Source organism: Chitinophaga sp. CF418, from assembly GCF_900142925.1.
Lineage (GTDB): Bacteria > Bacteroidota > Bacteroidia > Chitinophagales > Chitinophagaceae > Chitinophaga.
Genome location: NZ_FRCN01000004.1, coordinates 98,461 through 122,260 on the forward strand (window position 1 = coordinate 98,461; position 23,800 = coordinate 122,260).

Below are 23,800 nucleotides of genomic sequence, written 5' to 3' on the forward strand. Positions count from 1 at the left end.
AAAAATACAGCCGCAATCATTGAACAATAATGATCACGGCTGTATTCAGATATTATCTGCCGGAAAAATAAGAGCGCCCTTATTATTCTGGCCTATACTTCAATGATGAAGGCGGCGCGGCCTGTTCCCCGCTACCCCATTGCTTATTCGGCGCTTCTCCCATCATTAATTTCAGTACTCCTCCTTTCAACAATGCCTCGTGTGTGAACCAGGGCACATTCAACGACTGACCGTTCAATGATGCCTGCTGGATATATTTGTTCTTCGCAGAACTGCCCGGTGCAGATACAGTGAATACTTTTCCATTTGACAGTTTGATGGTCACTTCTTCAAATACAGGACTGCCGATGTTGTATACCGGCACACCAGGCGTTACCGGACAAAAACCCATCATGGAAAATACCACGAAAGCCGTCATGCCGCCACCATCTTCATCGCCGGGGATACCAAACAGGTTGTCAGTATACCAGGTATCCAGCAGCATACGGATACGTTTTTGTGTTTTCCAGGGAGCACCCATATAGTTATACAGGTAAGGAATGTGGAAGCTGGGCTCATTTCCCATCACAAACTGCCCTACCAGGCCGGTAGCATCCGGGAAAGTGTACCATAGCTGGTATTTGCTGCGGCCCAGGCTTTCGCGGAACAGCTGGTCCAGTTTCTCTTCAGCTGTATTCTTCCCACCCATCAATTCAATCAGGCCATGCAGGTCATGCTTTACGTCCCAGTTATAAGTGTAGGCATTATTCTCTGTAAAGTAATCGCGCCCTCCCTGACCACCGGAGAATTTAGGATCGAATGGCTCTATCCAGTTGCCATCTGCATCCTTTGGCCACATAAAGCCCTGGGTCTCGCGATATACATTTTTATAGTTGGCCGCCCGCTTCAGGAACAGGGCGGTATCTTCAGGTTTACCTGCAGCTTTCGCCAGCTGTGCAATGCACCAGTCATCATAACTATTCTCCAGCGTTACCGCTACCGCCTGACGGCGTTCAAAGCTATGCACTGCTTTCACAGTTTCCTTCTCTCCCGGTTTCAGCGCCGGCATATATCCATGCTCATTATAAAAGGAATCCAGCGAGGTAGCCGGTCCATTCTTCCAGGGCAGCAGTGTAGCCTGCAGGGAGTTCTTTTTCAGCCCCTCATAAGCCTTCTTAATATCGAAGTCCCTGATGCCTTTGAACCAGGCATCCGCCATCCAGGCAGCAGCATGATTGCCCGTCATACAAGGATTATCGCCCCAAACGATGGAAAAGGAAGGCATCCAGCCGCTCTGCTCGTACATGGTCACATATGACCGGATCTTGTCAGTTTCCATAGCCGGATTCAACAGGGTCTGTAATGGCTCCAGCGCTATATAGGTATCCCACAGCCAGTTATCCACATAAAAAGGCTTGTCGGAAGTATGTACCTGGTGATCGTAAGCACTGTAATATTTGCCATATTCATTGATGTTCACCATCCGCTCATAGGCACGGTACAGGGAAGTATAGAATACCCTTTTCTGTGCCGGTGTGCCGCCTTTTACGTTGATCTGTCCCAGCACCTTATCCCAGGCCTGAAATGCCTTATTGGTCACAGTAGCAAGGCCCCATTCAGGGATCTCTTTCTGCAGGTTGGCCTTTGCCTGTTCTACACTTATAAATGATACACCGTAACGCACATCTACCTGTTGCGTTTTACTGCCTGTAGCCACAAACAGGATCGAGCTATCGGCGTAGTATGTTGTTCCGGTAATATCCGTATTCAGCTCTGCATAGAAGTAAGCGCTCATACCATTGAAAGACTCTTTCCCGCTGATGACACGTTTTCCGCTGGCCGATAGGTTGCCACCCCTGTTAAGGGTGGTCAGCCGCAGATAATGCGGCGTATTGCCGGAAAAATTTATGCTGAAGTAACCACTATGGGCCGCCGGCGAAAACTGTACCTTGTCAGTATCTTCAAGATAAACACTGTACTTATAGGGGCTCGCCTCTTCCCTGTCATATACTAAAGAATGATGCAGGTTAACGGTGTTGATCTCACCGGAGACAGGCAGTAAACCGAATACACTCTCCTGGCGGTGCGAGACAATCGTTAAAGGGAAATAGCTGATCTTATCATCCAGCTGGTCTTTACGCCCGGGAAATACTCTCACCATACTGTTAGGCAGATACATAGCCGGACGGGTAGGTTCCAATATGAGCCCTACACTGCCAATAGTGGGATCTACATACGATACATTGCTGGCCTTCAATGACTGTTGAGCCATGGCCGCAGTGACCGATCCCAATAATAGAATAGCTGTACTTATCAAGTGCCTGTAACTTTTCATAGATTCTTTTTGAATGATCAGGACGGACAATGTACAAATGAAAAAAGAGACTCCAAAACCGGAGTCTCTTTTTTCTGCGCTTTTTAATTGCTTAGTCTTTCAGGTGCAGGTAAGCTTTTACCTGTTTGTAGTCGTTCCAGTCAATGCCGGCAGCTTTACGTGCTTCAGTACCACCAGGGATCAGCACATACCTGTACTGCTGGTATTTAACGCCTGCGTCAGTTACAGTATTGAACGGTCCATTAGCAATCAGCGTAATCAGCTTCAGCGAATATGACGCGTTAATACTGGCGCCACTGAATGGGTTGGTGTAAGGCAATGGAGCAATGTCCTTTTCAGCTTCAGAGTAGGTGTTGATAAATACTTTAATATCGCCGGTAGACAGGATCTCGTCCGTCAGTTTCTCAGCTTCGATACGTGCACCAAAAAAGATAGTATCCAATTTGCCGTTACCATCAGTATCTGTTTCTTCTTTAACGGCCTCGTATGTTACATCCAGCCAGTCAGAATAAATAATACCGGAAGTAGCATCCTTACCGGGCTCGCCCTTAGGACCTGCAGGACCAGCGGCACCGGTATCTCCTTTAGGACCAGCAGCGCCATCCTTACCACATGCACCAAATAAACAAATACCACATAACAACAGGGCGTACAAAGACATTTTTCTCATGTTTCGATTTAGGTTTTAAATTTTAAGTGTTAAAGTGATTATCTCAAAAAAGCGTTTCCGTTACGAAGCGAGTCCTCCCCGCTACCAGACATTACGCGGGCATAGGTCCGCAAAGCGGTTTCCGATCATGATACCTATTACAATCTCATGAGAACCATGGCTGGCAATATTCAACCCTGAAGTAGTATAATCATAGGCATATCCCACGTTGAAAGTGGCATTCACATTAATACCCAGCATGGCAGCTATACCATCCTTATGGCGGTAAGAAGCGCCTACCCATGCACGGTCCTGGTATTGCAGTTTCGCATTCACATCAAAGCTCACAGGCAATGCGGTCACATATTTGATCATGACAGAAGGCAGCAGGCTGAGATCTTCATTTACCCACAACCGGTAACCGGCAGTACCGAACAGATGCGGCACCAGTTTTCCGCGATAGACACTGTCCCCCTTTACTTTTCCATTATCGAAACCTATTGTTGACGGCACTATATTCTGTGCAGAGATGCCGGCGAAGTACTGCGCGGAATACAGGTACATACCAATGCTCACATCGGGACGCCACCTGCCTAACACTGTACTGCCTGCAATAGCCGGATCAGATGGGTTCTGAAATTCCAGTTTCGATGCATCCAGGGAGATGCGCTGCGCGCCTAGTGAAATACCCGCACTCAGACTGGTTCCCGGCGCTATCCCAATGTGATGGGCATAAGTACCACTTATCGAAAACCTGTTCAGCGGTCCGGTACGATCATTCAGGATAGTAACTCCGGCACCGGCATGCGATGCAGGCGCTGAATAAGAGGCCCAGTATGCCTTTCCCCGTGGGTTCGATCCTTCCGGATTGAAGCCTGTGACAGATGCCTCCGGATAATCCGTCTTACTTAAGGGCCCATGCACCGTCAGGTAAGTGGTAACCGGACTGCCATTCAAACCTGCCCATTGGTGCCGGTGACTGGCCTTCACATCCCAGTAGTTCTCTATACCCGCTACGGCGGGATTGATGATGAACGTGTTCAGCACATACTGTGTATAGTGTGGTTGCTGCTGCGCTAATACCTGTACCGGCAATGCCAGTACAAGTATTATTGCTGCTATCATGCCCTTCAACTGCATACGTTACTGTTTTAAGATCTTCAGTTCTATACGCCTGTTCAATCTTCTGCCTTCCGGATTGTCTGATCCGTCAGCCAAAGTATTCGGCGCTACAGGACGGCTTGCGCCATATCCTTTGTATTGCAGGCGCTTTCTGTCAATGCCTTTGCTTACTATATAAGCCACACAATTCAATGCACGTTTTTCTGATAGTTTCTGGTTGAAGGCCGCGGTACCGGTATTATCCGTATGTGCGCTGATCTCTATTTCCATCTGCGGATGATCTTTTAGTAATTCCACCAGTTTATCCAATGCAGGATGTGAAGCCGGCGTCACCACAAACTCATTCAACTCATAGTAGATCTCCTGCATGGTGATGGCTGTATTAACAGGTGCGCTCAGGATAGTATCCGCTAAAGTCGGAGCCGGCCTGGTAACTACTGCTACAGGTTCTTCCTTCACAGGAGGCGGCGGTGGCGCCAGGTGCAGACTGAAAAGCTCCAGGCAGCATTCAGCTGAACGATCGGAAGAGAACCAGGCGTCTTCCAGGATATATTCAGACTTACTACGGCTGAAGAAATACATATCGTCCTTCACGTCATTCACCGGATAACCGAAATTCACAGGTGTTTCCCATTTACTCAGATTACCTTTCGCATAATAGAGATCAAATCCACCCATGCCTGTTCTTCCATCGCTGGCAAACACCAGCGTACCGGAAGCAGCATGAAAAAATGGCGCTTCCTCGTTGGCGGAAGTATTAATGACTGTCCCAAGATTCTGTGCAGATAAAGGTTTACCGGTGGCATCAAGTTCTGCGGACCAGAGGTCATAGCCTCCCGCACCTCCTGCCCTGTCACTTGCAAACAACAGGTGATGGCCATCTGCCATGATAAAAGGTTGTTGTGTATTAGCACCGGCAACATTCACCACATCACTCAGTTTCACCGGTTCACTCCATTTATCGGCTTCTTTACGGCTGGTATAAATAGCTGCGGATTTTTTGCCATCTGCTACAGTCCATTGCGTTAAATACAATGTGTTACCATCCGCAGAAAGACTGATCGCTCCCTGGTGCGTTTTGGATGGCTGTGGTATACCTGCTTTACTGATGGCAGCAGCAGCGGTATCTTTTGCCGTGTAAATACGGTTCACATAGTTGGACTCTTTAGTGGAGGTGAATAGCAACTGATCACCTGCCCAGACAGGTGCATAGGTAGCGCCACCGGCATTCAGCACGGGTGGCGCTTTCCTGATATGATAGTCGGACAGTTCCTTTTTCTGCAACTGCTCACGGATATAGGGCAGGTTACGTAACTCCTGTTCCGCTGCTGCACTGTAGGTATCTTTCTGATTGTATTGTGCCAGGAAGGTTTTAAATGCAGATGCTGCTGCATCATATTGTGCGATGGCTCGTAAGCTCTCCCCATAATAATATGCTGCCAGTGGGAAACGCGCACTATCAGCCGCCACTACCTTACCAAACAAAGGCGTTGCCTTCGCAGGATCGTGCAGGCGGCGATAACTGTCTGCCAGCTGATAAGCAGCCTGTATCTCGTCAGCAGCCGGTGCTGCTTTTGCAGAGCCACCAGGTGCAGCATAGGGGCTATATGCATCCTTCGCGTCTTTTTTAATATTCACAGCCAGGTACTTCTCGTAGTAGAGAGAAGCTGAATAATAATCTGCCTGCTTATAATAAGTATCCGCGGCCCTCAGATAACTTGCTTTATGTTGTGCCCATGCCAGCTGCATAGCGGCCAGGCCTATAACTGTCAGGAATAATTTCTTCATGATGCAATAATTTTTTCTTTATAACCTTGGACAAACGAAATCACCTGCCGGAGTCTTCACTGATTTCCTGCCGATGAATGATAAGGACAACTCAAAACTGTTAGAGCCCCTGGTGATCTTACCAAGGTCAGACGAGTTCACATCATAGCTCAGTCCCAACATGAAACTCTTATAACTTACACCTGTATACACAGAGAACGCATCTTTGAAACGGTAGTTCGCTCCCAGCATCACATCCGTCTCAGGAGCAGCAGTATACTGTCCATAAGCGCCAAACATCTTTTCCTGTGCTGATCCCTGTTTCATATACAATACATTCGGCGTAAGACTGAACAGCTCAGAGATCATCACCCTCACCCCCGCATGAGCAGTAGTACGCATGGGGATACGTGCATCTCCTGTAGCACTAAACTGATCACTGGGCCTGTTCAGGTGCATGACAGAGAAACCGCCATATACATTGTACTTCTTACCCGGCTGCGCATCATAATACAACACACCTGCACCTGCATCGAATGTAGCGGCGGACGTTTTGTTGAACATATCATTTGTTGCCTGACCCGGATTATAACCGGTAATAGGATTCCATTGATCGCCGAAATGCAGTTTGGAAGGATCGAACCTGCGCTGTATCATGCCCACCTGGATACCAAACATCAGCCTGTGCTGCTCAAATGCTCCAAAGCGCACACCGCTGTATGAGGCGCTTCCGTAAGCAGTCGTATAGTTATAGCCACCATCACCTGCTTTCTGGTTCAGCACACTGGCGCCGAAGCTGATATTGCTATTCGTATTCACCTCTCCCGCTATACCATAAGTCTTAAAGGGACTGCTTACACTGCCCCATTGCGAACGATAGATACCGGATACCCGGTAATTACCATCAAACACACCTGTCAATGCAGGATTCAACCACGCAGGATATACATAATAGCCAGAGAAGTGCGGGTCTGACTGCGCCTGCAGCTTTTTACCGGTAAGGCTCACCAGGGTCAGCATCAGCAATGCTTTGGTAAAAGTTCTCATGATGTCAGCATTTTTTATTGATCAATGTTTTTTGAAAATTTGTTATCGTTACTTCACTAACACTACATAACCAGTCATCGGCGCATATCCATTCTTCAGTTGTATAACATAATAGTAAGTTGCCAGTGGTAAAGGATGCCCGTTCATCGTACCATCCCATGGTGTACTATAACCGGTGGACTGATACACACGTTGTCCATAACGGTTGAAGATCTCAATCGTGCAACCAGGATAATCTGAAAGATTGGTCAGCTCCCAGGTATCATTGATATGGTCTCCATTGGGAGAAAAAGCATTCGGCACTTTTACCGCCTTGAATACTTTCACTGTCAGCTCATCACTTGCAGTACAGCCACCCAGGCCAGTTGCCGTCAGCGTATAAGTGGCGTCATCTGTTACGGTTAGCTGTGGCCTTAATACATCAGGATTAGAAAGGTTTTCAACCGGTGTCCATCTGAAGCTTAATCCCGTTTCATCGTTCACTACAGGCTTGAACTGTACCACCGTACCTTCTGTTACCACGAATGAAGGTCCTGCATCCACAACAGGCTGTAAGTAGATCTTCACAGGAGCAGTGAATGGCGCTGATACACAACCTGCATTACTTGTTACCACTAATTGAACCGTATAATCACCCGGGTCTTTATATCGTTTTACAGGATCAGCTACATCATCAGTGCTGCCATCTCCGAATTCCCATGCCCATGCACTGATGGTACCATTCGCAACAGTGCTTTCATCTGCAAAGAAATTGTCTGTCCCCTGGCAGAGCGTATCCGGAGAGGCAGTAAAGGCAGCTACCGGACTATCAAAAAATGCGCTGAATGATTTCGTGGTATCATGTGTGCAACCATAAGCAGAGGTGACAGACAGCACAACATCGTACGTACCGGCGCCGGTATAGTGATATGCAGGATTGGTAGCTGTAGAAGTACCAATGCCATCACCGAAATTCCACTGATAGCTCAATGCAGATTGATCGCCTACGGCAGAGGCATTGGTAAATTCAGCAGTTCCCTGCGGCATACACACCGCCACAGGCATACGGAAATCAGCAACCGGGTAAGGATGAACCACAGCAGCCTTTGTCACTGTATCACTGGCACAACCATTGTCGCTTATTACAGCCAGTTTCACTGCATAAGTACCTGCCTTTGTGTACAACTTGTCAAATGCACCACCCACAGTCTGCACATCCGTGGTACCATCACCTAAGCTCCAGTTCCAGGAAGTGATCGCGCCGCTGGCTATGGAGGACTGATCAGTGATCGTTACCGCTGCACCCAGGCACACATCCGGGTTAACAGTGAAATCTGCATCAGGAGCAGGTAATACTGTTACCATTGCAGTAATAGAATCTGTACATCCATTGGTGGTGGTAAATACATACTTCACAGTATGCGTGCCGGCCCCTGCTGCAGCGGGATTGAAATTGCCGGCATCATCAATATACGGGCCCCGGTAGATACCGGCCCCGGTCACGCCATTCGTAACCCCGGCAAGCGCAATGGAAACAAGCCCCTTTACGCTTTCGCAAACAGCTGGTATGCTGGCATACGTCAGTACAGGCTTCACATTGAATGTGGCCGTTACGACAGTATCCTTCACACAACCGTTTACGGTCGTCACACTGTGCCGGATTTTATAGGAACCATAGTAGGTATAGGAATGTACAGGATCAGCTAAAGTCGATGTATTCGGATTGGCAGGCGTAGCATTGATATCTCCGAAATCCCATGCATAAGAGGCCAGCGCTTGCCCGTCGGGAGCAGCCGAAGTACTGCTGAATTGTATCTGTTCGCCCTGCGATATACAATTCTGCGGGTAGGTAAAGGAAGCCACCGGCGCTGCATAGACGGTCACCGTCTTCTTCACGGTATCACTCACACATAGCTGGCTTACCTTTACCACCTGCTTTACAGTGTAGGTATTGTAGGTTTTATAAACAGTTGTTGCAGCTGTATTGGTCGTATTGGTCTTTGTATCGCCATTACCAAAGTCCCAGTACCATTCCTTCACGGGAGCAGGCCCTGTATAAGTGGCATTGTCTGTAAAGGTCACGGTACTGCCAGCGCAGACTGCCGTAGGTGTTACGGCAAAATCTGCGGCTGGTTTGTTATATACTGTCAGGTTAAAGCTTGTATCTGCCACACAGCCATCTTCAGTAGCAACGGAATATTTTACCAGTTGTGTGCCTACATTCAGTTGCTGTCCGGGCTTTTGCAATGTTGAAATAATATTACCGGGGAATTCCCACTTCCATTGCGCCAGCTTGTAACCATTACTGCTGTCCTTCCCTGCGAAGTAAGCAGTATCCAACACACAGCCCGTAGGGAAGGTATACGTAGCCACAGCATTAGGCTTACCTTTTACGGTCACACTGTAATTGATCTCCTCGGTATTATTACAGTTATCAATATGCGGAGCGGTAGAAAGCACTGTTATATCAAAGTAACCAGCGCTTGTAAACTGATAGGATTGTGGTAAAGTATATTGATAGTACACCACGCCATTTACCACCAGCTGCTTAACCGGTGAAGGCGCATTTTGTATCACATCAGTATCAGGTGTAATACCCGTCCCCAGTTTACCCAGCTGCCATTCCAGTTTGGTAGGCTGATAGGTCAGTAATACAGACAGGTCCAGCGGTGTATTCACACAGGTAAACGTATGCACGTCTTTCGTCGTATCTGCTTCATTGTGTATCTGACCAATGGCATTCAGGTTGTTGATATAAGTACCGGCATTATATCCATAACTCTCAAAATCGCCCAGGCCATAAGTGATGGCATTGAAAGCCGAATCGCTCACTACCGTACACTGGGCTGCTGCTGCCGGCCAGCGTTTTACAACAACGGTATATCCCGGCAGGTTAGGATGTGGGTAAGTGACGTCAAATGTAGTACCACCATCTACCGTAAGGGATTTCATTCCGTTATCAGGGATCACCAGCAGTAATCCATTTATTTGAATCTTCTCCACATTGTTCCTGTAAAAGGCTACTTTCTTTGTTGCCTGTTCAATAGGGCTTAAATAGATCATCTCCGGATCCCCGATGCCTGTAGTGTTCGGACAACCATTTTGTGAAGCCATGAACTGCGCCAGCAATACCGGCTTATCTGCTTCTATATAATCTGCTGTACTACTCTGGAATTCATAACACATATGAGGGGTCAGTCCTGTCAATTGTACGCCATTACGCTTTACAATAGTAGAAGGATCTTTAACAACTACTTTATAGATATTGGTCTGAAAGCTGGTAGCAACCCTTCCGGAGATGGGCATGGTCAGGTAACGTTTTCCCCAGGCCTGATAAGGGAATACCTGCTGCATATTATTGTCACCACTGGTGCCGGCTGTTACGCCGGTGCAATTAATACTGGTACGGCTGCTACCAGAAAATACGGCTACGGGGAAACACTTGCCGGATGCGTTGGCGATAGAACGGACGGTGGTGCCTGTCAGCTCTTTTCCTTTACCACTGCCCAGCGGGGCGCCGATCAGCTGGTAAATATCGCCTTTGTTGAGTGTCACCGTAAACGGGACGTTTGCTGCACGCCCGTTACGGCTCGACTCAGAGGGGTTAATCTCAACCATCGTATTGTCTTCCTTCGCGATGACATACATCCAGGAAAAACAGTCATTTGAAAAGCTCTGTTGGCTGTTTAATGAGATATAAGAGTATCCCCAGGTAGCTACCGGCATCAACATAGTAGCTCCTGATGATACACTTCCAAAAATATGTGCATAAGCTACGATCGGCACATTACTTACAATGTGGATCCCTTTGTTACTGAATAATCCTTCACCTCCTGTACCACCATAAGAAGGCGGCACCGAGAAAAGACGGGCATCAATGGGCCCTGACTTCGGGATAATTTCTGACACTATCACCGTATTGGCAGGGATGTTATATGTTCTTGTCCACGCGGTTCCATCAATACTCACTGTTACTGTAGCGGCTTCCTCTGCACTCAGGTAGATCACCATGTCCTGGCTGTTGGTAAAACCAGGCTCCATGAACTGATGGTGTCCATACCCTACCCAGAATTCCTTGCCCCTGTTAGACAGGCCCTGTCCCATCGCGCTGATGCCGCACAGTGTGAAGATGCAGGCAACAGCGCCTTTACGGACTGCTGCCTGCATATGATTGAAAATATAGGTTACGAATGTCGTCATGGTTATCTGATCAGGTTGACAATACCTTTCTTATCTACCGTAGTTCCGTCTATCAATACCAGCCTGCACACATACATGTATACACCTGATGGTTGCTGTTTGCCTTTGTGTGTTCCATCCCATCCTCTGTCCTGGCTGTCGGAATCGAACAGTTTTTCACCCCACTGGTTGAAGATCATCAGGTGGATATCTTTGATGATGCTACCATACACTTTCAGCACATCATTCACAGCGTCGCCATTCGGCGTAAAGGCATTCGGAATGTAGATACCATCCAGTAGTGTCGTACCACTTACAGGTGCTGCTGCCACCGGCTCACAACCTAATGCCCTCACATACAGTTTCACTTCCTGCATCGGCTGTAAACCAGAGATAGTATGGGTAAGACCCTGACTACCTGTTGATGGTGCCGTCCAGTTCAAACCGTCCGTTGATACTTCATAACCTGTTGCATTCGGTACAGCATCCCATGTAAAACGGAGGGTGTTGACACCCGTTGAATCCAGTTTCACTACAGGAGCAGTCAGCGCTGGCAATACCACTATTTCTGCCTGTACGCGTTCAGGAGAAGTACAACCATCTTTTACTGTTTCCAGGTAGTATTGAGCATCAGCAGTTACATTGGTCAGATTCAGTGTGCTGCCGCTTGCTACCAGCTTACCACCGGTAGCTGCATCATACCAGTTATAGTCAACTCCCGTAGCAGGGCTCTGTACTTCGAAGGTTACATTGTTGCCCAGGCATACGGTGAAGGAATCAGTTACCAGTATACCCACTGCCGGGCCTTTTACCACCAGGTCTTTTGTAGTATCTGCAATACATCCGTCTTCCCCGATCACTGTCAATTTCACAGGATAAGTACCGCCGGCTGTGAAGAGATGAACAGGTGTTTTCACACTATCAATCGCACTGTTACCAAAGTCCCATTTCCATTTACCGATAGCAGCGCCATTGGCAGTTACTGCACTTCCAGTGAAGTGTACGGAGTCGCTTACACAGCCGTTGAATACAGCAGTATAGTCTACTTTCGGCGCACCGATCACAGTTACAGGCAGGAAGGTTTCTACTTTATTGTCACATCCTTCGAAAGATGGATCCTGCATCACTACCGGTACATAATAAGTACCTGCTTTGGAGAAGGAGTAATCCTGGTCTATGACGAAGCGATAGTATTTCTTGTTGTTAGCTATAAAAGAATCTACCGGTACGGGATTGTCCTGTATCACGTCAGCAGCCGGTGTAATGTTGCTCACCTTGCTGATGTTCCACTGTAAGGAAGCGGGACGCTGTGTGGAGATGAACGTGAATCTGAACGGCGTGTTCTCACAGGTATATTCACTCACCGCATTCGTACCGCCATTTACATTGGAGATAGATGTTCTCGTGTTCAGGTTCCTTACCAGTGTACCTGCGTTATAACCATAACTCTCATCTTCACCCAAACCATAAGTGATAGCGGTAAAGGCAGAATCACTCACTGCATAACTCTGGTCTTTTGTAGCATCCCAGCGTTTTACTACGACAGAATAACCAGGCAGTGAGGGGTGATCATAAGTATAATCAAATAATGTACTGTTGTCGATCTTCAGGCTGGACAGACCACCTGTAGGAATGATCAGTGTCAGGTAGTTCGTTACAATACCTTCTTCAGTGTTACGGTAGAAGCCCAGTTTCTTAATACCTTGTTCAAGCGGACTGAGATAGATCATTTCAGGATCTCCATAGCCACCGGTATTGGTACATCTGTCCCAGGAAGCCATGTACTGTGCCACCATGATAGGTTGATCAGCTTCAATATAGGCAGGTGCATCCGTTACAAACTGGTAGAAACGGCCATTGTTCAATCCTGCCAGTAATGATCCGTCAATCTTCACTTTCGTAGCCGGATCTTTTACCATAATCCTGTACACATTCCCCATCAGTACCTTCGGATCTTCGTCAGTAGATGTCGGCGCCGTCAGGTAACGTTTACCCCATGCCTGTGAAGGGAAACACTGCTGGATGAAGTTATCCCCGTTACCACCGCTACCGCTCGGATCACAGCTTACACTCGTACGGCTGTTACCGGAGAATACCGCTATCGGGTAACATTTGCCCTGTGCGTTCTGTACAGCTCTGAATCTTGTACCCGTCACGTCATATCCTTTCGCTTCGTTGATCCTTGCACCAAGCACCTGGTACACCTCTCCTTTGTTCAGTGTTACGGTAAATGGTACGTTAGCCGGATGACCTGTTACCGTCGGCACAGATGGTGTGATCTCCACAACGGTATTTGGCTGATCTGCCACTACATAAGCCCACGAATAGTCGCCACTGCCATATACCTGGCTATAACCCAGGGAGTAGTATTCATATCCGTAGGTACCTACTGGCAGGAGCATCGTAGCACCTGAGGACTGGTGACCATAAATATGTGCATATGCCACAATTGGTTTGTCGCTCTCAATACTGATACCTCTGTCAGAAATACCTTCAGTCATTAAACGTGCATCTTCCAGCCCGTTCTTCGGTATCAGGTCGGTTGCCAATGTCGTATTCGCAGCTACATGATAACGTTTGATCCAACTGGTACCGTTCACTTTTACAGTAACATCCGCAGCTTCTTCTGCACTCAGGTACAGCACCATATCCTGGTCGTTGCTACCGCTGAAGAAGTCATGATGACCATAACCTACCCAGAAGCGGGTGCCTCTGTTGGAACTATCTGCTGGCGGGATCACTACCGGCACTACTGCCCTCGCGCTATCCACCAGACCAGTGAATTTATCCAGGAAGCTGAGTTTAGGCTCAGTGATATAATTATCGAACTCATTTACTTTACTGCTATCTCCTACCAGCCATTTGTCATTCGCATCTGTTCTTCCTAATCCTAACTGGTACTGTGCTTTCACAAAACCCTGCCATGGATCCATGTAGAAGGTTTTCACAGAGAAATCATACGCGCCTGTACCTGTTGTTTCCACATCATTGTAGAAGTACATCTGTTCAGCAGATGCAGGTACATTCGGAGGCAGTACGCCCGTATACCTTCTTATATTCACGGAAGCAGGAACAGGAGCGCCGGCTGCCCAGGTAATGCTCATCACACTGTCAGACCCCATCATAAAGTGCTGTATAGTACCCGCAGCTGGAGCAGCAGGAACAGCGGTCAGCAAGGCAGGAACGGATGTAGGTTCGAACTCATAAGCTCCCAGGTCAGGTACACCTGCCTGTAAAGTAACGGGTCTTGCTTTGCCATTGATGTCATGATCATTGCCTGGTATCTGTACACCACGACCATGTATTGCCCATACACCGGGGCTGCTTACTACAGGAGTACCATCAGTCAGGGTCAGTTCCGGTTTGTAGTAGATAGAGTGCAGATCCAATCCTGTACGCGCACTCCATGCAGGTAGCGTGGCCTCTTTGTAGAGAGATGTAGATGCCAGTACGGCGCCTGTGCTGTACAATACGTTGTAGTCGGTATTCTCTTCTTTTTCATTGTTGATCTCAAGCGCGATGCCTGCTGCGCCATGATAGAAGATGTTATTCCTTACCACCACATTACTCGCGCCATCTTCATTGAGTTTAGCCGCGCTGCTGGTTTTAGCTGACAGGTCAGCAGAACCATTGTAGATAGTGTTATTGTAATAAGCGGCATTTTCGTCTGACGATACCCACAGGCCATAAGCCAGTTTCGCCGTTGTCTGCACACTTACCACGTTGTTCAGGATGCTGGTGTAATTGTTATGCTCTGTGTACAAACCATACAGGCTGGCTTTGTTATTGGTCAACCCGATGATCTTGTTGCCTTCTATCTGAAGTTGTCCTGCAGCTAATGTATTGCTCCATCTTGCCTGTATACCATATATCTTATCGCCTGCCACAGTATTCAGGATGTTAACAGTATTGTAATTGATATGCCATGCAGTATCTGATTCAAACTGACAGATACCATAACCGCTGCTGCTCATATCACCATCCAGGTTAATGGTATTCCTGGTAATATTCACACGGCTGGTGTATTGTGAATAAACACCCCATTTGAAGCTATTGCTGATGATATTGCTATCTATCACATGGTCCTGCGACAGGTTCTGGTCGTTCACACCAAAGAGATAAACCCCGGCGGAACCGTTCTCGATGGTATTTCCTTTGATCACAATATGTTTACCGAGGAAGCTTTCACCGATGATAGCGGCTACATCTGTGCTGCTGTTGATCACATCAGGTGCAATGATCTTACAGTTCAGGATACTGTCGTAAGAAGCAGTACCAGACAGTAACACCACTTTACCATAGTTGTTATCACCAGCTTTCATAGTAATGCTCCTGAAGGTCACATACATGGCGCTGTCGAGAGACAATACATAGTTATCACTGGAAGTCGAAATATTCGTAAGTATCACACCGGCAGCATCACCATTATCACTGCGGAAGGTGATCCTGCTGTCAGGACCTGCGCCTGCTACTGTGTGCATTCTTATCTGCTCATTGTAAGTACCTGCCGCTACCTTGAACACAACAGGACCTGTAATACCGCATTCCAGGGCTTCCACTGCCTTGTTGAAAGACTGGAAGTTGGTCACGCCAGCTGGTAAAGCAGGATTAATAGTGTATTCACCCGTAGGGAAGGCTGCGTTCATATTTACCTGTACCGGTGCGGAGTATACAGTATCTGTACCACATACCAGTATGCAGCGGAAGTAGTTTTCAAATGTAATTGGCGTAGCAAAGGAAGAAAGGTACTGCCACTCTCCAATGCTTGTCCATGGGCCGGTAGCAGATTTCGCCTGCTGCCAGCGGTAAGTTTGTGTACCACCTTTGGTATTGCCGGACAGGTCCAGTTTTACTGTATCTCCCAGGCAGATACCACTTGTTGGATTGGCTACGGCAGTTCCCGGTGTTGGTGGTGCTACACATACAGGGATGTTGATCTCATAAGCTCCCAGGTCAGGCGTTGTCATACTCCTGTTCACACCCAGGATATCTTTCGCTACACCTACAGGTGCACCTGCATTATCAAAAGGAGAAATAATTGGTGTAAAGTTCCCATTTGCTACATCTGCATACACCGGCGCCACCCCAATAGAAGCTACCCCGAAAGGAGAAGCCTGCCATCCGGCAATGTCGGTGAATACAGCCTGATCAACTTTCGCTACATAAGCAGCGGTGGTTGCTTTCAGGTAGATATTGTTATGGCTGATGCTCAGGATCTGCTGACCGGCATTCGCGAGGTTCAGACCAATCCTGTCATTCCTGCCACTCTCGCTCCTAAGACTCACAATGTTGTTCGTAAAGGCAAGGCTATCTGCATTACCATACAGTGCAAAACCAGTAACACCTGCTTCAGGAGAACTTTCTATTTCAATAGTGTTATGATAGTAGTTGGTCTTGTCGGTGAAAGAAGAATAGATACCTGTCACCTCATTGCCACTTCCGCCAGTAGCATGGATAACGTTGTTTCTGATGTTGTTCCATGCACCCTGCTGCGTCTGTTCGATATCCATACCACGGAAACCGCCATAAGCGGAAGGATTGCCGCCATAAGGATTCACCAGCCTGTTACCTTCTATCAGCAGGCCGCTATGACCTTCAGAGAGGATACCGTAATAATCAGACATGCTGGCATTACGGGTAGGACGGCTGATGGTGTTGCCGGCAATTGTAGTATTAGCCGTATTACCCAAACTGATGCCGCACTGTGTAAAGTCGGAGATCTTATTATTCAGGATGCGGTTGTTCCTCACAGGATAATCAGATCCGCCATACAGCGTCACTGCTGCATATCCTCCCTCAATGTTATTCTTTTCTATCAGGTTCGCATCGCAATAAGAAGCGCTGTACCTGTCTGATTCATCATTACCATTGATCACTACAGCAGCTCTTCCGGAGTACTCTGTCGTGCTCACAAGAATGTTACACCTGCGGATCACGTTACTGTCTGCGTCATACAACAGTTGAACACCATATCCGTAATCACCGGTACCATTCGCATCGATGGTCAGACTGTCAATAATCACATGGTCAGCATGACGCAGTTTGATCACCGCTCTTTCCATAGATGAAATGGCGCTGTAAGCGATCGTGTTACCATTTCCATTGAAGGTAACGGTATTCACAGCAGAAGCGCCTTTGATGGTATCGAGGATGAGCTGTTCATTATAAGGACCAGATCCTGCCACCACGTTGAATACCACAGGACCGGTTATACCACAGGACAATGCATCCGCGGCAGCGCTGAAGCTGGTAAAGTTCGTGGCAGAAGCCGCGGCATTTTTGTTGATGGTATAAGTGTTGGGGGCCATTGCCGGATTTACTGTCAGCTGTACAGGAGCAGTATAGGCGGTGTTGCCACTACATGTTACTGCCAAGCGGTACCACAGTGAAGTAGTAGCTGTGATCACGGTATCGGGGCCATCCAATACATTGCCTATGGAAGTAAACGGACCTGCCGGGGCAATAGCCGTCTGCCACTGATAGGTTTGCCCTACGCCTACTGAATTGCCGGTAGCGCCCAGTATAACAGCAGTATTCACACACACTACAGGTTTGGACAATGTCGCCGTACCAGGAGTGGGAGGAGCCGTACAAACCGGCGGTGTAAATTCATATGCCCCGATGTCAGGCGTAGTTGTACTGCGGGTAGCGCCGGTTATATCCAGGTCCACATTTTCATAGCTACCTTTATTATCCAGTACATTGTTCTGTGGTTTGTAATTGCCCGTAGCGGCATCTACAAACAATGGCGGTGCAAATACAGCCGCCTGGTCGCGATTGCTCAGTGCCTGCCACTGCGCCAATGTAGCCGCATCCTGCCCTTCATACCCTACAAAGGCATTCGTAGCAGCAGCAGTGATATAATAGTTGTTCCTGTCTGCTTCCAGGCCAGCACCAGCACCATCAGAATATATCGCGTACTTTTTGGAAGTACCGGTCCTGGAAATATAGATCAGGTTATTTTTGAAAACGAGTCCACCGGCGCCATTATCTGTGGTGAAGCCCTTTGTATCATAAGCACCGGGTGCCATAGCTCCATCCAGGACAATCGTATTATGATAGAACCAGATGTTGTTGGAATAATAACAGTTGATACCTATTACATGCTGTCCACTGTTCAGGTTATATATAAGGTTGTTGGTGATCTTGTTTTCCAGTCCAGTCAGCGCCACTACCATATTTACATTGATACCCGTTGCAGGACTCTCCTTACCAGGCGATGCGCCATAAGGATTACTGATACGGTTACCATTGATAGTAGCTTTCGTGTTCAGGCCGTTTAATTCAATACCGATGAACGACCATGAAGAAGTACGTGTAGGGCAACTGATCTCATTACCATCTATCACCGCACTGAATGTACCCTGTAGTCTGATACCTATACTGTGAAAATCGTAGATCTTATTGTTGATGACTTTGTTATTCATAACAGCCTGTGTGCTGCTGCCCAGCATCACGAAACCATTGATACCACCGGTAATCGTGTTGCCAATAAAAGTGTTGTTGTCAGAACGGGCATCATCATCATTGATCGTTGCACCACCGGTAAGCGCAATACCCGCATAGTTAAAGTCAGACGCCTGTGTATCTGTAATAATAGTACAGTTGCTGATGGTATTATTATCCGCATCATTCGTCAGGTGTACAGCAATACCATACTGATCCCAGCCGGTACCATCCGCTTTTATCTGCAGGTGATCCACAGTCACGAAATCAGCGCCATTCAGTTCGAGTACATATTGTTTTGTTACGTCGGTAGACAGGTAGTGCAACTGTGCGCCGTTACCATTAAATGTAATGGTATTGGTAGCAGAAGCGCCTGCTATGACCGGGATCATTACCTGTTCATCATATGCAGCGGCATTAGCAACTACGTTAAAGGTGACTGCTCCGCTGATACCACATTTGATAAAATCAATCGCCTCTTTAAAAGTATGGAAGCTATTACCACCGGTAGCTACAGCATTGTTAATGAAGAAAGTACCACTCACCGGTGCAGGCGTTACTGCCTGTACACCAGTGGATGTAGAAGAAGCTCCGCCGGCACAGGTCACCACACAACGATACCAGGTAGTGGCTGTCTGTGAGGCAGCGTAAGTTGGCAGGCTGGCTCCCGGGATATTTGTCCAGGTAGCATTATTGGGAGATGATTGCCATTGGAAAGTTAAACCGGAAGCGATCGTTGTTCCTGTCAGTGACAGCGCTACTTTTCCTGTTGCACAGATATCTGCTGTATTTGCAACAGGCGTACCGGCAACAGGTGTACCTGTACATGCCGGAGCCGGCGTCCAGGAAAACATAATATCCGGGCGGTTGCTCATATCGCCGGTGTTGGTAGTTGTTGTACTGCCACACTCATTACCGGTGTTAGCGCGATAAGTATGAGAGGCTTTAAACGGCAGCAGTTCTGTATAGGCAACCTCGGGGTTCTCATCGCTGGTACCACCACCAGGATCACCGTTACACACCTCCACAATGATATTGTCCACGCCATTCCAGCTCACTGCCGACGAAAAGGAGAACTTATTATATCCTGCCACCGGCTGATAATGCACGGGGCCGTATACCTGTGTATTTACCGTCTCCCAGCTATTCTGATCCAGGTTATTCACAGCTGTGAAACCTATCTTTATTACATAGCCTTCCACCTTACCAACACCTCGCAGGTTCAGTACATTGAAAGCCAGTGCGCTGATATCGCCCGGCTCCATACCTGCTGCACGCAGTTCAGAAGCCAGGTAGAGGTACTGTGCCCGCGCCCCCTGCCTATAGTCCTGCAAAGGACAGGGATACCAGCTGATCTCGTTCCCCACCGTACTTGACCCGATCTTGATATCGGTGGTCTGGGCCTGCATGGACAATGTGCCTGTCAGCAAAATTGCCATGAGCAATAAGCCCCTGTAAAAAGAATAAGTAAAATGCCGTTTCATGTGAATAACTTTCTTTTTGGATTGTTAAAACCAGGATATCCAGGATTTGCCGTCTTTTGCGCTTACCATGTCGTAACCGTCGCTTGTTTTCACCAGGTAATACCCATTGGAGTCAGTGATCCTGGTGATCGTATTGGTGACCGCGGTCTGTCCCTCCGGAAGGTCTCCCAGTATACCCAGGTAAGGGAATACGATACGTCCGTCTGCTTTATAGGTAGGGGCTCTGAAGGCAGGGCCATATTCTATGGATTGTTCGCCATCAACACGGGTTACAAAACCTAATAGGTCATATTGGATATTGTCGCTTGTTCCAAACTGAGGATAAAAGACCGTAAAAGAATAGTTAGGCAGCTTCGTGATACCATATGCATCATCCACGCCATCCACATGGAACCCTTCCAGTGTTACCCAGTAACTGCCGGCATCAACCTGCTGCTGCCACCATGTTTTAGGCGCATCCCGGTCTATCACCTGCGGCTTCGCTGTTTCTTTGATAGTACCGGCATTGCCATTCACAGTAAAATTTAGCGTAGTAGTAGCTGCGCTCCAGGTTATGTTATCGAAAGAGGTCAGCGTTACCGCCCCGATATTTACCGCAGGAGAAAATCCTACACCGGAAGGGGTATAATAGAATCCGGTAGTCACCACATGGCTCTGGCCGTTTTCATCTATCCAGCTGAAAGTGGCGCTCCTGCTCAGGATATTGAAAGCCACATCATAATTGCTGCCACCTGTAGCAAAGCGTTTAAAATAGGTGAGGTAAGTATCTATCTTGTCTATCAGGCGATTGGTCTTTTCTGCCGCATATGCAGCTTCTTCCGCTTCTGTAGCTTTAATCAACACCGCTTTACTATTGTGATATCTTCCTTTCAACAGGATGGTATCGCCATTCATGCCTTCAATGGAAAACTCAAAATCGGAATACAATCCTTCTCCATACACTCCGCCATTTACAGCCGCATCAGGATCGCTCAGCAGGTGGATGTAGGAATAAGTATCAAATAAGAGGCAGGGCTGCTGTAATGCCTTTAAACGGTAGCTGCTCTCCATCCGCGTAACAGACGATGCAGAGTCGAAGTCAGCATACATCTTAACGCGGTTGGAATCATTGAACTGGAAAAAGAAGGAAAACACCCCGTTCTCCAATCCCTGGGGATAAACAAGCCCTTTCCAGCCATGCGGAGCTGCCACCAGTATATCCCCGTATTTCTTCAGGGTATCGTTCAGGCGGGTATCAGGCCCTGCGCTGAACACACTTTCGTCCGACTTCCGGCAGGCCGCCAGTACAGAAAGGGTAAAACATATCAGAAGTAAGCGTTTATACATAATATCTTAGAGCCTTTTTTATTTTCAATTAAATGTTCATTCAACATCCCTATTCCATCTCTCACCGGTTGTCATTTGCAGTATCCGGCTAGTAGATCAGGGACTCCACCGCCTTCCGTTTCCTGGCCTGCAGGCTATAGAAATCAATATTCCAGGCTGTCTTGAAATAAGCCACTACCATTGTCTCCTTTTCGCGCAGCGCAGCTTTCGCCTGTGCCTGTGTCACCCCACTGGCAGATGAACCTGCAGGAATGCTTTCAACAAGCCTGTTGAAACCATCACGGCCATCTATCATCATCAGGGAGATCATTTCCACAAAATCATCATCAAAACCAGACATGGCATAAGCGGAGATATAACCGTTGGCATGCGCCTCTTCATCACTGATGTTGTTCCAGTTGGCCGTATAATGCCCGGCAGAGATGTTTTTGAACGCAGGAGGGTAAAGTATTGTCTGATGGAGAATATGGCCGAATTCGTGCTCTATGACGTGAAAGATCTGCTTTAACACCGTTGAGTCGGAAGGCTTGTAATTCGGCATGCCCTTAATGCGGAAAGAGTTGATAGAATAGATCACCACTTTACGGCCGCCTTCTGCCGTACCCAGGGTAATAGTACCGTTATCCACATTCCAGCTGGCGCTGCCGCACAGTATCAGGAATTTCGGGCTGTAACGTTTGAAGAACAGTTCACCCGCTTCTGCTACATAGGTATCGATCCATACTTTCTTGATAGACTGCAGGGCAGGCTTCACCATAGATTCCTGTGGCGGCACCAGTGTCTTGTCCAGGTCAAACTCAAACTGGTCCCACTTGTATTTTGCTTCGATGTTATAAGGCACCACCAGGGTATCGTACAACCATTTATCCAGCGCCGTCTTTTGCCAGGTATCGCCTCCCAGACCGGGAATATCCTGCAGACCGCTGAGATCATCATCGTTTGAACAGGCTGTGAACAATACCACACTGAGAAGGACTATTACTGTTTTTATCGTTTTCATGCTATTAGCTGATAGATCTTGAGAATATTGTTAACGGGGGTTCATAGGAAGACCGGAAGTCTTTGCTGTAACCGGCAACTGGAATACCCTGCGCGGGTCGTCAGCGCCCAGTGTCAGCGTCTCCCCTTCACGGGTAATGTGCGTAACAGGTACTTTGTAGCGCATCAGGTCAAACCAGCGCAGTCCTTCCTGCACGAATTCTGCTCTTTTGAAATCGAATAATACACTCAGCAAAGCCTCCCGGTTATCGCTAAGTCCATAGAAGGTCTTGGATTTAGCCAGGGTGATATTATGACTGGAAGGATCGTAATTGGTGATACGTGTACTGGCATACAGGTTCAGGTCAGCCAGTACAGCAGCGGTATTACCCAGGTTTGCATTGGCCTCCGCCCGGTTGAACAGTACTTCTTCTGCGGTAAATAAAGGCACCATAGTATAGATGTAACCAATGTTGGCATTCACAGACTGCTTCACAAAGTATTCACTCACTTTAGGCACGAAATAATCGTTGACACCATAGGTATAAACCGGAAAACACCAGCCGCCACCGGTTACATTCCGGCTGCCCAGGATCTCATAGTACATGGGATAGTTCATACCAAAACGGTATTGCCCCACATTACGGCCATAACTGGAAATCGTTTCCACCAGCAGCAGGTTAGCTTTCTCGCTGGAGTTGGTATAGACATTGAACAGCTCCAGCGGCGACATGAACACATAAGAGGTATTCCATGGACGCAGGTAAGCGCCTGTCTGGCTGGTAGGGAATGCCATATCCGCATACATCACCACTTTGTTGTAATCACCCTTATAGAGGTAGAACCTTGCTGCAAATGCATAAGCTGCCTTCTGTGTAAAATGGTAAGAAGGTACTTTGTACTTATCATCGCGGATCAGTGGCAAACCTGCCAGCAGATCTTTCTCTATCTGCTCATATACATATGCTACCGTTTTCCTGTCATACTGCTTGAACACTACTTCTTCCGGCGCTGTTACATATGGGATCCCCATATCAGTATTAGCTGTAGCAGCATCGAAAGTTTTGGAGAATAGGTTCACCAGCATGAAGTGGGAATACGCACGTGCTACCAGCGCCTCTCCTTTCTGACGACTATAAGCCGCAGTATCTTTTGCATTTTCACAGGCGAGCAGCGCATTATTTGCAGCAGCGATAGCCTTATAAGCCGCCTGCCAGTAGTATTCAGGAGAATCCTGTTCGGTGTACTGTACGTCGTTGAAATAAAAAGGGTCCCTGTTTGTGCGTACATCCACGCCTGTGCCTTTATCCATCACATTGTCTGACATCGCCTCACAAAAGGTCATATAATTGGCCTGCGGATAAGCTGTGCCCAGTAACTGGCTCACCTTTTCCGGTGTATCCAGCAGGGTCCAGGTACTATCGGGTGCCTGGTCAAGGTATTTTTTACAACCCGCAAACACCGGGAGAATAGCTAAAAGAATATATAGCGCTTTTCTTTGCATACTGT

Annotated in this window: 10 protein-coding genes; all 10 read right to left on the minus strand. The window is 47.7% G+C overall.

From position 1 onward, the window contains the following. Positions 1 to 82 precede the first annotated feature (82 nt). Positions 83 to 2,314: a GH92 family glycosyl hydrolase gene (locus tag F3I09_RS10525; protein ID WP_149695008.1), complete on the minus strand. Its 2,232-nt coding sequence runs from the start codon at positions 2,312 to 2,314 to the stop codon at positions 83 to 85. Positions 2,315 to 2,405: 91 nt separating this feature from the next. Beyond that, positions 2,406 to 2,984 (minus strand): collagen-like protein, encoded by a 579-nt coding sequence (locus F3I09_RS10530; RefSeq protein WP_149695009.1) that lies wholly within the window; start codon positions 2,982 to 2,984, stop codon positions 2,406 to 2,408. Between the two features lie 81 nt (positions 2,985 to 3,065). Next, the gene (locus F3I09_RS10535) at positions 3,066 to 4,103 is read right to left on the minus strand and encodes a type IX secretion system membrane protein PorP/SprF (protein ID WP_149695010.1); all 1,038 of its coding nucleotides are present in this window, start codon (positions 4,101 to 4,103) and stop codon (positions 3,066 to 3,068) included. 3 nt (positions 4,104 to 4,106) lie between these two features. Beyond that, on the minus strand, positions 4,107 to 5,873 hold the full coding sequence (locus F3I09_RS10540) for an OmpA family protein (RefSeq protein ID WP_149695011.1): 1,767 nt from the start codon (positions 5,871 to 5,873) through the stop codon (positions 4,107 to 4,109). Between the two features lie 18 nt (positions 5,874 to 5,891). Further along, positions 5,892 to 6,899 (minus strand): PorP/SprF family type IX secretion system membrane protein, encoded by a 1,008-nt coding sequence (locus F3I09_RS10545; RefSeq protein WP_149695012.1) that lies wholly within the window; start codon positions 6,897 to 6,899, stop codon positions 5,892 to 5,894. A gap of 48 nt (positions 6,900 to 6,947) precedes the next feature. After that, positions 6,948 to 11,078 (minus strand): PKD domain-containing protein, encoded by a 4,131-nt coding sequence (locus F3I09_RS10550; RefSeq protein WP_149695013.1) that lies wholly within the window; start codon positions 11,076 to 11,078, stop codon positions 6,948 to 6,950. Between the two features lie 2 nt (positions 11,079 to 11,080). Beyond that, entirely contained in the window at positions 11,081 to 19,987 is an 8,907-nt protein-coding gene (locus tag F3I09_RS10555) for a right-handed parallel beta-helix repeat-containing protein (protein WP_149695014.1), read from the minus strand. Positions 19,988 to 20,011: 24 nt separating this feature from the next. Next, entirely contained in the window at positions 20,012 to 21,313 is a 1,302-nt protein-coding gene (locus F3I09_RS10560) for a DUF4302 domain-containing protein (protein WP_149695015.1), read from the minus strand. Between the two features lie 88 nt (positions 21,314 to 21,401). Continuing rightward, on the minus strand, positions 21,402 to 22,313 hold the full coding sequence (locus F3I09_RS10565) for a putative zinc-binding metallopeptidase (RefSeq protein ID WP_149695016.1): 912 nt from the start codon (positions 22,311 to 22,313) through the stop codon (positions 21,402 to 21,404). Positions 22,314 to 22,343: 30 nt separating this feature from the next. Continuing rightward, positions 22,344 to 23,795 carry a RagB/SusD family nutrient uptake outer membrane protein gene (locus F3I09_RS10570; RefSeq protein WP_149695017.1) on the minus strand — a complete coding sequence of 484 codons (1,452 nt, stop codon included), beginning with the start codon at positions 23,793 to 23,795 and terminating at the stop codon, positions 22,344 to 22,346. Positions 23,796 to 23,800 lie beyond the last annotated feature (5 nt).

Bases quoted from the DNA above. Each gene is read 5' to 3' on its own strand.
- F3I09_RS10565 (WP_149695016.1), bottom strand. From the start codon at position 22,313: ATGAAAACGATAAAAACAGTAATAGTCCTTCTCAGTGTGGTATTGTTC.
- F3I09_RS10540 (WP_149695011.1), bottom strand. From the start codon at position 5,873: ATGAAGAAATTATTCCTGACAGTTATAGGCCTGGCCGCTATGCAGCTG.
- F3I09_RS10570 (WP_149695017.1), bottom strand. From the start codon at position 23,795: ATGCAAAGAAAAGCGCTATATATTCTTTTAGCTATTCTCCCGGTGTTT.
- F3I09_RS10545 (WP_149695012.1), bottom strand. From the start codon at position 6,899: ATGAGAACTTTTACCAAAGCATTGCTGATGCTGACCCTGGTGAGCCTT.
- F3I09_RS10555 (WP_149695014.1), bottom strand. From the start codon at position 19,987: ATGAAACGGCATTTTACTTATTCTTTTTACAGGGGCTTATTGCTCATG.
- F3I09_RS10550 (WP_149695013.1), bottom strand. From the start codon at position 11,078: ATGACGACATTCGTAACCTATATTTTCAATCATATGCAGGCAGCAGTC.
- F3I09_RS10535 (WP_149695010.1), bottom strand. From the start codon at position 4,103: ATGCAGTTGAAGGGCATGATAGCAGCAATAATACTTGTACTGGCATTG.
- F3I09_RS10525 (WP_149695008.1), bottom strand. From the start codon at position 2,314: ATGAAAAGTTACAGGCACTTGATAAGTACAGCTATTCTATTATTGGGA.
- F3I09_RS10530 (WP_149695009.1), bottom strand. From the start codon at position 2,984: ATGAGAAAAATGTCTTTGTACGCCCTGTTGTTATGTGGTATTTGTTTA.
- F3I09_RS10560 (WP_149695015.1), bottom strand. From the start codon at position 21,313: ATGTATAAACGCTTACTTCTGATATGTTTTACCCTTTCTGTACTGGCG.